12 protein-coding genes are annotated in these 14269 nt (G+C 74.8%); 4 read left to right on the top strand and 8 right to left on the bottom strand.

The features are described from left to right. Positions 1–457: 457 nt before the first annotated feature. A complete protein-coding gene (locus tag ACIG3E_RS29240) occupies positions 458–1213 on the top strand; it encodes a thioesterase II family protein (RefSeq protein ID WP_399622566.1) in 756 nt (251 codons plus the stop codon). Between the two features lie 112 nt (positions 1214–1325). After that, positions 1326–2708, top strand: coding sequence for an amidase (locus tag ACIG3E_RS29235; RefSeq protein WP_399622440.1), 1383 nt, complete (start codon positions 1326–1328; stop codon positions 2706–2708). An 11-nt stretch (positions 2709–2719) separates the two neighbouring features. On the opposite strand, the gene ACIG3E_RS29230 is transcribed toward ACIG3E_RS29235, so the two are convergent. From ACIG3E_RS29230 to ACIG3E_RS29195, 8 genes are all read right to left on the bottom strand, one after another. Further along, positions 2720–3964, bottom strand: a complete 1245-nt coding sequence (locus ACIG3E_RS29230) for a glycosyltransferase (RefSeq protein ID WP_399622564.1) — start codon at positions 3962–3964, stop codon at positions 2720–2722. Between the two features lie 141 nt (positions 3965–4105). Beyond that, entirely contained in the window at positions 4106–5074 is a 969-nt protein-coding gene (locus ACIG3E_RS29225) for a glycoside hydrolase family 19 protein (RefSeq protein ID WP_399622439.1), read from the bottom strand. 108 nt (positions 5075–5182) lie between these two features. Next, positions 5183–5836 carry an isochorismatase family protein gene (locus ACIG3E_RS29220; RefSeq protein WP_399622437.1) on the bottom strand — a complete coding sequence of 218 codons (654 nt, stop codon included), beginning with the start codon at positions 5834–5836 and terminating at the stop codon, positions 5183–5185. 65 nt (positions 5837–5901) lie between these two features. Then, positions 5902–7560, bottom strand: a complete 1659-nt coding sequence (locus ACIG3E_RS29215; protein WP_399622436.1) for a (2,3-dihydroxybenzoyl)adenylate synthase — start codon at positions 7558–7560, stop codon at positions 5902–5904. Beyond that, positions 7557–8759, bottom strand: a complete 1203-nt coding sequence (gene dhbC, locus ACIG3E_RS29210; protein ID WP_399622562.1) for an isochorismate synthase DhbC — start codon at positions 8757–8759, stop codon at positions 7557–7559. The genes ACIG3E_RS29215 and dhbC overlap by 4 nt, the downstream gene beginning before the upstream one ends. A 162-nt stretch (positions 8760–8921) precedes the next feature. After that, positions 8922–9743, bottom strand: a complete 822-nt coding sequence (locus ACIG3E_RS29205; protein ID WP_399622434.1) for a 2,3-dihydro-2,3-dihydroxybenzoate dehydrogenase — start codon at positions 9741–9743, stop codon at positions 8922–8924. Between the two features lie 193 nt (positions 9744–9936). Continuing rightward, positions 9937–11187: a hypothetical protein gene (locus tag ACIG3E_RS29200; protein WP_399622432.1), complete on the bottom strand. Its 1251-nt coding sequence runs from the start codon at positions 11185–11187 to the stop codon at positions 9937–9939. 230 nt (positions 11188–11417) lie between these two features. Beyond that, positions 11418–12314: an NAD(P)H-binding protein gene (locus ACIG3E_RS29195; RefSeq protein WP_399622430.1), complete on the bottom strand. Its 897-nt coding sequence runs from the start codon at positions 12312–12314 to the stop codon at positions 11418–11420. 69 nt (positions 12315–12383) lie between these two features. Between ACIG3E_RS29195 and ACIG3E_RS29190 the strand changes: the two genes are divergently transcribed. Together ACIG3E_RS29190 and ACIG3E_RS29185 are read left to right on the top strand one after the other, a co-directional pair. Then, on the top strand, positions 12384–13361 hold the full coding sequence (locus ACIG3E_RS29190; protein ID WP_399622428.1) for a LysR family transcriptional regulator: 978 nt from the start codon (positions 12384–12386) through the stop codon (positions 13359–13361). Beyond that, the gene (locus ACIG3E_RS29185; RefSeq protein ID WP_399622426.1) at positions 13358–14233 is read left to right on the top strand and encodes a fructosamine kinase family protein; all 876 of its coding nucleotides are present in this window, start codon (positions 13358–13360) and stop codon (positions 14231–14233) included. The genes ACIG3E_RS29190 and ACIG3E_RS29185 overlap by 4 nt, the downstream gene beginning before the upstream one ends. The last annotated feature ends 36 nt before the right edge of the window (positions 14234–14269 follow it).

The raw sequence follows: 14269 nt of genomic DNA, 5'->3' as shown, positions 1-14269 counted from the left end.
GTCGGAGAGGCGAGCATGACGAATGACATCGTTGCGCTGCTGAACCATGTGTACGTACGCCCCGTCCCCCGTGCCCGGCGTTTCCTAATCGTCGAGCAGTCGTCCTACTCGCCTACTCACTGACGACTGTCACGCAACACTGCGTCACGAATGGGCCGACCGTCAAGCACCAATTTCCTGGCCCGTACCCGCCGTCGCGAGTTCCGTCTGTCCGGAATTCATGGTGGACCGAGGATCGAGGGGGTACGAGCTGCGGGGACGGAGTCACGGGCCGGTCATCGCAGTGGCTCGAAATATACCTCAGTGCACCCGGACCCCCTCCGGTGTCACGTCGGGGGCGCGGGGAGCTTAAGGTAGCCCTCGCCCGCGCACCACTCCCGCGCGAGCACCACCAGCGGGACCGGGTACCACCCGGCTGACCTGCACCACCGGCACGAAGCGGAGAAGAGGCACCGTGGTGGCATCGACCGGCAGCGCCTGGGTCCGGCGGTTCCATCCGGCCCCGGAGGCGGGCGCCCGCCTCGTCTGCTTCCCGCACGCGGGCGGCTCGGCGACGTACTACTTCCCGCTCTCCGCCGCGCTCAGCGGGGCGGCGGACGTGCTGGCCGTGCAGTATCCCGGTCGGCAGGACCGCCTCAAGGAACCGTGCATCACGGACATATCAACCCTGGCTGACCGTCTGGCCGATGAGCTCGGGCCCTGGGCGGACCGGCCGCTGACGTTCTTCGGGCACAGCATGGGCGCCACGCTCGCCTTCGAGGTGGCCCGGCGCCTGGAAGAAAGCGGTGTCATCCTGCGCGGCCTCTTCGCGTCCGGGCGCCGGGCGCCGTCGCGCCACCGCGATGAGCGGGTGCACCTGCGCGACGACCAGGGGCTCGTCGAGGAGCTGCGACGGCTGAGCGGCACCGACGCGGAGCTGCTCGCCGACGAGGCGGTCCTGCGGATGGTCCTGCCCGCCATGCGCGGCGACTACCGCGCCATCGAGACCTACCGCTACCGGCCGGGGCCGCCCCTGAACTGCCCGGTCGTCGCGCTGACCGGCGACAGCGACCCGCTGGTCGACGTCGCCGAGGCCAGGGCCTGGGCCCAGCACACCGTGGCGCCGTTCCGGCTGCGCGTCCTCCCCGGCGGGCACTTCTTCCTGGGCGAGCACACCGAGGCCGTCGCCCGCGAGCTCACCGACCACCTCGCGGCCCCGGCCCCGGGCCGCTGAGGCTTCCGCGTACGCGAGCGCAGTACGCGAGCGCACACGACACAGACGACCAAGCGGGCAGAGCAAGGAGCTGGGAGCGCTGGAGCTCGACGAGTACGCGTCCTTCGACGCGGTGGGCCTCCGTGAGCTGATCCGGACGCGCGAGGTGAGCGCGGCCGAGGTCGAGGCCTGCGCGCGGCGCGCCCTGGAACAGGCCGACGGCGAGCTCAACGCGCTGACGCAGCCGCTGTTCGACCCGTCCCTCGCCCATGAGCCCGAAGGCCCCTTCGGCGGGGTGCCGTTCGTCATCAAGGACAGCGGGCCCTTCGCGCAGGGCGTGCCGTTCACCATCGGCAGCCGCTCCATCCAGGGCGCGTACGCCGTGGTCGACCACGATCTGATGGCCCGGTTCCGCGCCGCGGGCCTGGTGGCGCTCGGGCAGAGCACCGCGCCCGAGTTCGGCCTGAGCTTCGCCACCGAGTCGGTGCGCTACGGCCCGACGCGCAACCCCTGGAACCCCCGGCGCGGCGTGGGCGGTTCGAGCGGCGGGGCGGCCGCCCTGGTCGCGGCGGGCGCCGTGCCGTTGGCGCACGCGAACGACGCGGGCGGGTCCATTCGCGTCCCGGCCTCCTCGTGCGGCCTCGTCGGGCTCAAGCCCGGCCTGGGGCGCACGCCGTGCGGGCCGACCAGCGGTGAGATCGCCTTCGGGCAGCTGGTGGAGTTCGCGGTCACGCGCACCGTGCGGGACACCGCCCATCTCCTCGACGCCGTCTGCGCGCCCGCCGTCGGCGACAAGTACCAGGCGCCGCCGCCGACGCGGCCGTACGCCGAGGCGATCCGCACCGACCCGGGGCGCCTGCGGATCGCCCTGACCACCGTGCCGTGGACGGGCGGCACCGTCGATCCCCAGGTCGCCGACGCGGCGGTCACCGCGGGCCAGGTCCTGGAGTGGATCGGCCACGTGGTGACCGAGGCCGGTCCCGACGTCGACGGCGGCACCGTCGTCGAGGCGGCGATGCTGACGGTGGTCACCACAGGCGGCGCGGTGCTGCGCGGCGCGCCGCGCAGGCCCGACCCGGCGAAGCTGGAGGCGGTGTCGCGGCGCGTGCTCGCCGAGACCGAGGACTTCACGCTGCTCGACGTGATGGCCGCGACCGAGGCGCAGAACCAGGTGACGCGCTCGATCGGCCGCTTCTTCCAGGAGCACGACCTGCTCCTGACACCCACCCTCGGTCGGCTGCCCGCGCCGCACGGGACCCTCGACTACGACCACGAGGGGCACTCGGCGCGCTCGTGGCTGCACCGCCTGTTCACGTACGGGCCGTTCACCGCCACGTTCAACGTGTCGGGCAACCCGGCGATCAGCCTTCCGCTCGGCCAGAGCCGCGAGGGCCTGCCCATCGGCGTGCAGCTGGTGGCCGCGCACGGCCGCGAGGACCTGCTGCTCCAGGTGGCGGCGCAGCTGGAGCAGGCCGTTCCGTGGCGGGAGCGCACCCCGCAGTTCTCGGTCGGCTGAGCGGGCGGGCGCTACGACAGGCACGCGCCGCTCTCGACGCGCCGCAACAGGGCCTGTACGGGAGCGACGGCGTCCTCGGTGGCGAGGTGGTCCGCCACCAGCTGGGCACGCTCCCGGTGGCGGGGGTCGCCCGTCGCCCGGATGAGGGCGTGGGTGAGGCGCTCGCTGCTCAGTCGGCGCAGGGGCAGCGGGTACGGGGCCGCGCCCAGGGCGGTGAGGCGGTCGGCCCAGAACATCTCGTCGAACTGGATGGGGACGGGCACGGCCGGGACGCCCGCGCGCAGGCCCGCGGCGGTGGTGCCCGCGCCGCAGTGGTGCACGACGGCGGCGGTGCGCGGGAAGAGCAGACGGTGCGGGACGTCGTCGATGGTGAGCATGTCGTCACCGTCGGCGGACAGGCCCGCCCAGCCGCGCTGGATCACGCCGCGCAGGCCCGCCGCGCGCAGGGCGCCGACGACCTGGCCGCAGAGGCGGGCGGGGTCGGGGACGGTGGCGCTGCCGAGCCCGACGTAGACCGGGGCGGCGCCCGCGGCCAGGAAGTCCTCCACCTCGGCGGGCAGTCGGTCCTGGAGGTCGTGCGGCCACCAGTAGCCGACGACGTCCAGGCCGGGGCGCCAGTCCGCGGGCCGGGGCACGACCCGGGGGCTGAAGCCGTACAGGACCGGCCAGCCCCGCTGTTCGCGGGCGCGGCGTGCGGCCGCGACGCCGAGCGGCGCAAGCCCCAGCCGACGACGTGCCTCGCGGGCGGCCTGGGTGAAGATCTGCTCGATGAGGGCGGTGACCGCGTGCCCGGCCACGCGGTTGCCCACCGGGCCGAGCGAGCGCATGGTGGCCAGCGGGGGCGCGAACGCGCGGGTGGCGTGCATGGGCTGGAGGTTGACGCCGACGCTCGGCAGCTTCAGGCCCTCGGCGACGGCGCAGCCGAGGGGGGCCACCACACCGCCCAGGACCAGGACGTCGCTGGCCTGCGCCACCTCGATGAGGCTGTCGGTGAACTGGCCCACGACGGCCCTGCCCATCGCCATGGCCCGCAGCAGCTTGCCCGCGCCGGTGCCGCTGCGGTGCAGGCCCTGGCCGCGCTCGGAGTGCAGCTCCGCCCGCGGGTCGACGGGCAGCGGGTGGAAGCGGACGCCGGAGCCCCGCACCAGGGGCTCGAACAGGGCGTGCGTCACCAAGGTCACGTCGTGTCCGGCCCGGACGAGTCCGGCGCCGAGTCCGGTGAACGGGGCGACGTCGCCCCGTGAGCCCGCTGTCATCATCGCAACTCGCACGGCGGACAGTATGGGTGCACGGCGGCCCGTTCCCCAGGCGAACGCGCGCAGAACGACGGAAAGACGCGGGCGCGCGCCCGAGCCGCCGCGCCCCCTGGAGGCGAGGCCCGGCGGCTCGGCTGGATGTCAGCAGCTCAGCTTGTCCCCGGGGGTGGTGCCGAGGATCTGGACGAACTCCTTGTAGCGGTTGACGCGGCTCTGCACCTGGGCGGGGTTGCCGCCGTTGCACTCCAGGGTGCCGTTGATGCTGCGGATCGACTCGCCGAAGCCGTGGCCGTCGACGATCGCCTGGTGGCCCGTCACGGTGCCCGGGCCCTTCTGGGTGTTCCAGTACCACAGGCCGGTCTGCCAGGCGACGGCCGGATCGCGCTCGACGAGCCACGGGTTGTGCAGCAGGTCGATGCCGAGCGCGTCGCCCGCGGCCTTGTAGTTGAAGTTCCAGCTGAGCTGGATGGGGCCGCGGCCGTAGTAGGCGTCGTTGCCCGCGGGGCAGCCGTAGGGCTGGCTCTTGTCGCAGTAGTGCGGGTAGTTGGCCTGGTTCTGCTCGACGACGTGGACGAGCCCGCCGGTCTCGTGGCTGACGTTGGCGAGGAAGGCCGCGGCCTCGCGCTTGCGCACGGTGTCGCTGCCGGTCTTGGTGAACTCGGGGTAGGCCTTCAGCGCGTCGACCAGGCCCTGGTAGGTGTAGAAGGGCTTCCGGTTCGGGAACATCCGGTCGAACTGGGCCTGGCTCACGACGAAGCCGCTCGGGTCGGGGTTCCCGCCTCCGGTGCCGCACTCCCCCTTGTCCACCCAGACTCCCCACTCTCCGGTGGTGCCGGGGGTCTCGCCCTTGGTCCACCACTTGGCCTGCCAGTTGCGCTGCCCGTGCGACACGGTGGAGCCGTTCGTATAGACGGCGCCGGAGTCCCAGGCGCCCGCGCAGGCGGGTGCCGCCGCCGGGGCGGCGGCCGCCGACGACGCGGGCATCAGGGTGGCCAGGAGGGCCGCGACGCCGGTGGCGGCCGACGCCGCGAGCAACGGCCGCAGCCGCCGGGCGCGTTCGCGGGCCCGGGCGGCGACGCCTCTGTTCGGCTTGCGCTCGTTCAATCTCATCACTCCTCGATGCGGCAGCGAGCCACGCTGGGGGGGTCGAGACGGACTGGGGCGCAGTCAACCCGGCTTGGTCTATACCAGTCAAGGTGCAGACCAGTGGGAATTCTTTTAACTCCCCTTGGGGAAGCCTTGGTTCGCGGCCAGGACCTCGTCGGTGGTGGTGACCACGGCGCAGCGGCCCGCGGCCCAGCGCAGGGCCATCGCGTGGTCGTCGGCGGAGAAGTCGGCCACGGCGTCGGCCACCACGAAGGCCTGGATGTCGCGCATCCAGGCGTCGCACGCTGTCATCAGGACGCCGATGTGGGCGTAGACGCCGACGATCACCAACTGGTCGCGGCCCTGGGCACGGAGGTCGTCGGCCAGGGACGTACGGACGAACCCGCTGTACTTCCACTTCGTGAGGACTTGGTCGCCGGGGCCCGGGGCGACGGGCCCGGCGATGGCGGCGGCCCACGGGTCGTCGGGCAGGCCCGGGCCCCAGAAGTCCTGCTGGAGGCCGCGTTCGGCGGGGGTCTGGCCGCCGGGCTGCGCGGTGTAGACGACGGGCACGCCGAGCGCGGCCGCGCGCTCCTTCAAGGCGCCCACGTTGCGCAGCAGTTCGGGGACCGGTGCGGCCTCGGTGTCGTACGCGGACAGGAAGTAGTTCTGCAGGTCGTGCACGAGGAGCACGGCGCGGGCCGGGTCGACCGTCCAGTCGACGCGGTTGGCGGGCAGGTCCGCCGCGGTGGGCAGGGGATAGGGGGTGATGCGGGGCAGGGCCATGGTGCGGTGCGTTCCGTCCGGGTGGGGTGCGAATCGGTGGGTCGGGTACGAAGGGGCGGGCCCCGTCAGGGCGCGGCGGGCCGTTCGGCGGCGGCCGCCCTGAGGTCCTTCTTGGAGATCTTGCCGACGCCGGTGTGCGGGAAGGCGGTCACGAACTCGACGCGGTCGGGGACCTTGTACGCGGCGAGGCCCCGCTCGCGCACGAAGCGCTTCACGGCGACGGGCTTGAGCGGCTCGGCTCCGGGGCGCAGGATCACATAGGCGCAGGTGCGCTCGCCGAGGTAGGGGTCGGGTTCGCCGACGACGTTGGCGTCGTGGACGGCGGGGTGGGCCAGGAGGTGGTTCTCGACCTCCTCGGCCGCGATCTTCTCACCGCCGCGGTTGATCTGGTCCTTGGCGCGGCCCTCGACGACGAGGTGGCCGGTGTCGGTGAGGCGGACGATGTCCCCGGTGCGGTAGAAGCCGTCGGCGGTGAAGGAGCGGGCGTTGTGCTCGGGGGCGTTCCAGTAGCCGCGGATGGTGTACGGGCCGCGGGTCAGGAGGTGTCCGGTGGAGCCGGGCGGCAGGTCGTTGTCCTCGTCGTCGACGACGCGTATCTCGTCGTCCGGGGAGATCGGCCTGCCCTGGGTGGTGACGATCACCTCCTCGGGGTCGTCGAGGCGGGTGTAGTTGACCAGGCCCTCGGCCATGCCGAAGACCTGTTGGAGCGTGCAGCCGAGAGCCGGGCGGACGCGCCGGGCGGCTTCCTCGCTGAACTTGGCGCCGCCCACGAGGAGGACGTCGAGGCTGCTCAGGTCGTGGGCGGTGGTGGCGGCCGCCTGGGTCCACAGCAGGGCGAGCGGCGGCACGAGTCCGGTGAGGGTGACGCCTTCGGCCGCGACGAGCGCGAAGGCGGTCTCGGGGTCGGGGCGCGGGCTGAGGACGACACGGGCTCCGGCGTACAGCGCGCCGAGCGTTCCGGGCGAGGACAGCGGGAAGTTGTGGGCGGCGGGGAGCACGCACAGATAGACGCTGTGCTCGTCGACGCCGCACAGGTCGTTGGAGCCGCGCAGGGAGTAGAGGTAGTCGTCGTGGGTGCGCGGGATCAGCTTGGGCACGCCGGTGCTGCCGCCGGACAGCTGGAGGAAGGCCAGGTCCCGCGGCGCGGGCCCGGTGAGGTCCACGGGGCCGCCGGTGTCGGCGCGTACGTCGTCCAGGGCGGTGAACTCCCCCGGCTCGCCCTGGGCGACCCACACGTGCCGCAGCGTCGGCACCTCGGCGCGGACGGTCGCGGCGAGCGCGCGGTAGTCGTAGCCCCCGTGTTCGGCGGCGATGACGTAGGCGGCGGCCTCGGTGAAGCGGCAGAAGTAGGCGATCTCCGTCTCGCGGTGCGCGGGCAGCGCGAACACCGGAAGGGCGCCGATCCGGAAGAGGGCGAAGACCACCTCGAAGAACTCGGCGATGTTGGGGAGCTGGACGACGACGCGGTCGCCGGGCGCGATGCCGCGGGCGAGCATTCCGGCGGCGAGCCGGTCGGCGCGCGCGTCGAGCTCGCCGTACGTCCAGCGGCGGTCGGTGGCGGGGTCGACGATCGCGGTCCGGTCCGGGTGGGCCGCGGCGCGCTCGCGCAGCATGCCGCCGAAGGTCTCGCCGCGCCACCAGCCCGCCGCGCGGTAGCGGGCGGCGAACTCCTCGGGCCAGGTGGGCGCCAGGGACCGGGCGGTCAGGGGCGTCTCGGTGCTCACAGCTCGGCCCCCACGGCGGCGAGGAACGTACGGAACTTCGCGGCGGTCTCCGCGGTCTCGGCCTCCGGCTCGGACGCGGCGACGACGCCCGCGCCCGCGTACAGGCGCAGGGAGGTGCGCTCGGCCTCCGCGCAGCGGATGGTGACGACCCACTCGCCGTCGCCCGAGGCGTCGCCCCAGCCGACCATGCCGGTGAAGAACCCGCGGTCGAAGGGCTCGCTGTCGCGGATGACCTCGCGGGCGGTGGCGGTCGGCGTGCCGCACACGGCCGGGGTGGGGTGCAGGGCGCAGGCGAGGTGGAGCGCGGAGGTCTCCGGCCTGGCGAGGGTGGCGGTGACGGTGGTCGACAGGTGCCACATGGCGGCGGTGCGGATCAGGGTGGGCGCGGCCGGGACCGTCAGGTCCGCGCAGTACGGGGCGAGCGCCTGGTGGACGGCGTCGACGACGACGGCGTGCTCGTGCAGGTCCTTCGCGGACCGCAGCAGGGCCGCCGCGCGGCGCACGTCCTCCGCCAGGTCGGCGCTGCGCGGTACGGACCCGGCGAGCGGGTTGGCGACGACCTGGCGGCCGCGCCGGGACACCAGGAGTTCGGGGCTGGCGCCGATGAGGGTGCGCTCGGGCCCGGTGGGCAGGGCGAAGGCGTAGCCGCTGGGGTCGCGGCGGGCCAGGCGCTGGAGCATCGCGGCGACGTCGACCGGCTCCGCGCTGTCGAGGGCGTCGAGTTCGAGGGTGCGGGCGAGCACGACCTTGCTGAACTCGCCGCGCCACATGCGGTCGACGGCGGCGGCGACGGCCTTGCCGTAGTGCTCGGGCGCGGGCACCTGCCGGATGCGCCAGTCGGCGGCGGCCGGGGCCTGGGCGGGCAGGGCGATGAGCGGGTCGGCGGCCAGCGGCGGCGCGCTGTGCAGGACGGCGGGCACGGCGAGCGCGGCCGGGGCGTCCTGGTCGAAGGGCACGGCGCCGATGACGACCGGGGCGTCGACGCCCGCCTCCCGGGCGGCGGCCAGGGTGTGCGCGACGCGCGCGGCCAACGGTCTTGTGTCGTGCGGCACTTCGCTGTGGACGCCCTGTCCGAGCAGGGTGCGGGTGGGGGTGCCGAGGAAGCGGGCGCCCGGCGCGTAGGCGGCGAGGAGCGCGGTGGCGGCCCCCACGGCGGGGTGGTCCGGGTCGGCCTCCACCGCCCGGCGGGCCTGGTCCAGTGCCCCGGTGGGGGTGATCGGGGCCGGGGCATGGGGGGCGACATCGGGTGCCGTCGACACGAGGGTCTCCGTTTCTCTCACGGTCCGTGGGTGTGCGGGCGTACGGACGCGATGGGTGTGCGGGTGCGGGTGCGGCGCGGGGGTGGTGCGGGCGGTGGGGCGTCAGCGGAGGGTGGCGCCGCCGTCGACGTAGAGCTCCTGCATCGTGATGTGGCGGGCCCGGTCGGAGGCGAGGAAGACGACGGCGTCCGCGATGTCCCGGGGCTCGGCGATGCGGCCGAGCGGGATGCCGGTGCGGTAGGTGGCGGGGTCGCCGTCGATGACCCGTCGGGGGGCGCTCTCGTCGGTCCACAGGGCGCGTTGCATGGCGGTGTCGGTCGAGCCGGGGGCGACGACGTTGCACCGCACGCCGCTGCGGGCGAGCTCCAGGCCGAGGCACTTGGTGTACATGGCGGCCGCGGCCTTGGACGCCGCGTAGGCGGCCATGCCGGTGCGGGGCACCCCGGCGGCGTTGGAGCCGACGGTGACGACGCTGCCCCGGCCGCGCGCGGCCATGCGGGGCGTGACGGCGCGTGCGGTGTGCAGGACGCCGCTGGTGTTCACGGCGAAGGTGTCCGCCCAGTCGGCGTCGGTGAGTTCGGCGGCGGGCCCGGGGCGGAGGATTCCGGCCACGTTCACGAGGATGTCGACCGGGCCGTGCGCGCGCTCGGTGTCGGCGGCCACGGCCTCGACGGACGCGGCGTCGGTGACGTCCATGACCTGGGCGGTGATGGCGCCCGCGCCCCCGTCCCGCCGGGCCGGGTCGGCGGCCCAGGCGGCGGCGAGTTCCTTGAGGCCGTCGGCGTCGCGGTCGGTGGCCACCACGTGGGCGCCCTCGGCAGCCAGCGCCTCGGCGACCGCCGCGCCGATGCCCTGTCCCGCCCCGGTGACCAGGGCGGTTCTGTCGGCGAGCGCGGCGCGGGCGCCGGGTATGTGGTCAGGCATGGGCGACTCCCCCCGTATCGGTTAGGTAAGGCTAACCTAATACAGTCGCAATGATCATCCAAGGCCCACACCTTCGGGGAACTTCTTTGGTAGGGCTGACCTCACTCACGACGGGCGCCACGCGAGGGCCTCCCCCTGGCTACCGCCGAAGGGCCCCTGCTCCGGGGGAAGTTCAGCGACGCGGCGCCCCCGCTCACACGCTGGCCAGCCTGGGGTAGCGGCACGTGAACGCCTCGGGTCCCGGCTCCGCGCCGCCTGCCTCGACGAGCAGGGCCAGATGGCCGCGGGCGGCGTGCGGGGCGAAGTCCGGGCCCGCGTCGCGGTAGGCGGCCCAGGCGGCGGCGAACTCCTCGGCCGTGCCGATGACAATGTCCGCCAGATACGCCTCGCCGCCCTCCGGCGACAGCGGCTCGGCGCCGAGGCGGGCGACCGTCATCGCCCTCGTCCGCTCCAGGAGCGGGGCGAAGAAGTCGACGTACTCCTTGGCGCGGTGGGCGTCCGGAGCGACGACGTGGACACCGCCGCCCCGGTAGACCCCGGGCCCGGCGCCCCGTGAACCGAGCGCGTACAGATGGCTCACCAGGAACAGCGCGGTCAGCTTGGCCCGGCCGCGCAGCCCGCGCACCGGCCTCTCGTCGCCCTCGCACAGGGCCAACGCGGCCGCGACGACGGCGTCCTCGGGCGGCCGGGACAGGCTGATCAGACCGTAGGCGAGGGCGAAGGAACTGCGGCGCACGTCCGCGGAGAAGTCGTCGGCCGTGAGCGCCTGGGCGGACCGGGAGAAGCGGAGGGCGGTGAGCCGCGCCGGGCCGAGCGCCACCCGGCGCCCGCCGAGCAGCGTGAGCAGCGCGTCGAGCGGGAACGGCCGACCCACGTCGAGCAGCGTCGTCACGGCGACCAGGACCTCCCCCGACTCCCGCGCCGCGGCGGCGACGTCGGCGCCGATCGGGACGTCGTGCCAGGCGTGGGCGACGCCGCCGTCGCGCCGCACGTCGACGGAGATCCGGTCCCCGTCGATCGCGGCGGACAGGGCCGGGACCGCGGGCGGCCTCCTCGACGGGAAGTCCAGGGCGAGGCCCAGCGACACGAAGGGGTCCAGCGTGGCCACGCGCCAGCCGCCGTCCCGCGTCCGGCGCAGCAGCGCGCACTCGTACGACGGGTTCACCAGGAAGGTCGGCACACCGCCCGGGGGCAGCAGGGTGCAGCTCGCCCGCCAGGACAGGAGCGGCCGCTCGGCGGGCGTGCCGAACGGCCGGTCCTGCCAGGCGGGGCGGCGGCAGCGCGGATGGTGCAGCGCGGCGGCGGCGACCGCGTCCTGTGCCGCCACCTCGAGGGCGGCCGCCGTCCACCGCCCGAGCGGGCGGCCGCAGCTCTGGCAGTCGACCGGCCACAGCTGCGCCTTGAGCTCGGCGATGACGGCCGGGCCGAGGCTGCCCTTCGTCACCGCGTCGGTCCGTAACCGGGAAACCGCCATCGCTCCGCCCGCCCATCTCGACGTCGTCGGTCGGCGCACGCGGGCGACGGAGCCGTGCGGCGGACGCCTGTCCCCCTCCGGCGGGCGTCCGCCATCGGGCTTTCGTTCCTCGTCCGGGTACGCCGTGGCAGTGTCCTGCGCGGGATTCGGGAGGGGTCCCGTACGCGGCGGCGCGCGCGGGCCCCGTCGGCGGGCGGGCCTCAGACGGCCATCGCCGGGCGCAGCACCAGCTCGCACCAGGCGCGGAAGGTCGTCGGGCTCGCGGTCGCCGGAGTCCGGGGCACGCCGTCGTCGAGGCCCTCCTCCTTGGCGCGCTTCATCTCGATCAGGCCCTGGACGAACGCGTCGCCGAGGCCGTGGCCCGTGAGTTCGGCGGCGAGGCCGTCGTACGACCGGTGTTCATAGCGGACCGGTCGGCCGAGGGTCTCGGACATGACGCGGGCCATGTCGTTCGGCGAGAGGTCCTCCGGGCCGAGGACCGGCACCTCTCCGGTGCCCGACCAGGACCGGTCGAGCAGCAGGCGGGCGGCGGCCGCCGCGATGTCCCGCGTGCTGGCCGAGGGGGCTTTGCGGTCGGCGGCGGAGGTGTCGCTGAACACCCCCTTGTCCCGCAGGGAGCCCACCTCGCCCAGGAGGTTCTCCATGAACGACGGGCAGGCGAGCGCCCGGTAGGCCACGCCCGTGCTCGCGATGAGGTCGTCCATGGCCAGCGACGCCGTGACCAGTCCGGCGCGCCCGGCCAGGGGCGTGCCCCTGCCGAGCGCCGAGACGCCGACCACGTGCCGCACGCCGTGGGCCGTGAACGCCCGCGCGGCGGCACGGGTGAACCCGGTGAACGCGGACTCCAGGGTCGGCGTCGCGGGGTTCGGCGGGACGATCCACAGCACCGCGTCCGCACCGGTGAAGGCCCGGTCGACGACCTCGGGGTCGCGGTGCGAGCCGGGCACGACGTCGACGCGTGCGCGCAGCGGCCCGGAGAGCTTGGCGGGGTCCCGTACGACGACGCGGAGTTCCTCGCCGTGCGCCGGAGCCTCGTCGAGGAGGGTGTGCAGGACCTGGTTGCCGATGTCCCCCGTCGGGGCGGTGATGACGATCATGCGTCGAGTCTGGGGCGCGGCCCAACACGCCGTCCAATACCTTCTGTTGACGATTGATACGCTCAGGGTATGGATCTTGACTTGCGCAAGCTCCGCTACTTCGTCGCCGTGGCGGACCACCGGCACTTCGGCCGGGCCGCCGAGCGGCTCCACATCGCCCAGCCCGTCCTCAGCCGCCAGATCCGGGCCTTCGAGCGGGAGTTGGGCTGCGCGCTCTTCGTCCGTACGACGCGCAGCGTGGAGCTGACCGCCGCGGGTCGGCAGCTCCACGAGGAGGCGCGCGGGCTCACCGCGTCCGTCGAGGCGGCGCTGCGGCGGGTGCGGGACGCCGACCGAGGGGCCCAGCGGCTTGTCATCGCCTTCTCGCCCGGACTGCACGTGTCCGAGGCGATCGTCGCGTTCACGGCGCGCCGTGCGGAGCTGGAGGTCGGCCTCGTCCCGTCGCGCTGGTGGGAGGGCGACGCCCCGCTGCGGGACGGCCGGGCCCACGTGGGCTTTCTGCGCGGGCCGTTCGACACGGCGGGGCTGCGCGTCGTCCCCATCGGACGCGAGCCCCGGGTCGCCTGCGTGCCCGTCACGCACCGCCTCGCCCGGCGCGCGGAGCTGCTCTCCGCGGACCTCGAAGGTGAGCCGGTCCTGGACGCGCGGCGGCGGCTCACGTCCTCGGTCGAGGAGAAGTTGGAGCTCATCGCCGCCGGGCACGGCGTGGCGCTCGTACCGCTGAGCGTCGCGCGGTCCTACCCCCGGCCGGACCTCGTCCACGTGCCCGTGACGGACGCCCCGCCGGTCGAGACGTGCCTCGCCGTGCCGGAGGGCGGCTGCGAGGGGCCGGTGGCCGACTTCGTGGAGGTCGCCACCACGGTGCTGCGGCAGCGCGCGGCGCCCCCCACCCCGACGGCGCCGACCCGGTCGACGCGGTCCCCATCGACGCCGAACCAGCCGACGCAGAACCGGTCGACGCGGTCCCCATCGACGCCGAACCAGCCGACGCAGAACGGGTCGACGCGGCCCCGGCGGCCCGCGCCCGAGCACCCTGGAGCCCCATGAGCACCCGCCCTGACTCCGGCCACGGCCCCGGCGCCGTGGCGGCCCGGCTCACCGGACACGCGGCGACCGCCGAGCGGCCGCTGTCGGCCGTGCTCACCGAAGTCGTCCTCGACAGCGGGCGGGTGGTCGTGGTCAAGCACGACGACGCGCCCGGTGCGATGCGGGCCGAGGCGGCGGGCCTGCGCTGGCTCGCCGCCACCGGGACCGTGCGCGTGCCGACCGTGCACGGCCACGACGGTGGGTGGCTGGTGATCGACCGCGTGCCGCCCGGCCGGGCGAGCGCCGACGCGGCGGCGCGCTTCGGCGGGGAACTGGCCGCCCTGCACGCCACCGGCGCGCCCGCCTTCGGCTCCCCGCCGCCCACGGGGCCCGAGGAGGCGTACATCGGGCTCGCGCCCATGCGCAACGTGCCCGGCACCGACTGGCCGAGCTGGTACGCCGCGCACCGGGTGCTGCCCTATCTGCGCCGCGCCGTGGACGACGGCACGCTGCGGCCCGCCGAAGCCGCCGTGGTCGAGCGCGCCTGCGCGCGCGTCCCGGAGCTGGCCGGGCCCGCCGAACCGCCCGCCCGGCTGCACGGCGACCTGTGGAACGGCAACGTCCTGTGGGGCGCCGACGGACACGTCTGGCTGATCGACCCGGCCGCCCACGGCGGACACCGCGAGACCGACCTCGCGATGCTGCGCCTCTTCGGCTGCCCGCACCTGGAGCGGATCCTCGACGGCTACCAGCAGGTGGCGCCCCTCGCCGACGGCTGGCGGGACCGCGTCGGCCTGCACCAGCTCTTCCCGCTGCTCGTGCACGCCGTGCTCTTCGGCCGCGGCTACGCGGAGCAGGCCGTGGCCGCCGCACGGGCGGCCCTGGCGCGCTGACGGGGCCACGCGTCGCCCAGCCGCGTGCATGGCAAA

Source organism: Streptomyces sp. NPDC053474, assembly GCF_044544845.1.
In the GTDB taxonomy this organism is placed as follows: domain Bacteria; phylum Actinomycetota; class Actinomycetes; order Streptomycetales; family Streptomycetaceae; genus Streptomyces.
The sequence above is the reverse complement of the archived record's forward strand: the minus strand, read 5'-3'. Positions and strand labels throughout refer to the sequence as shown.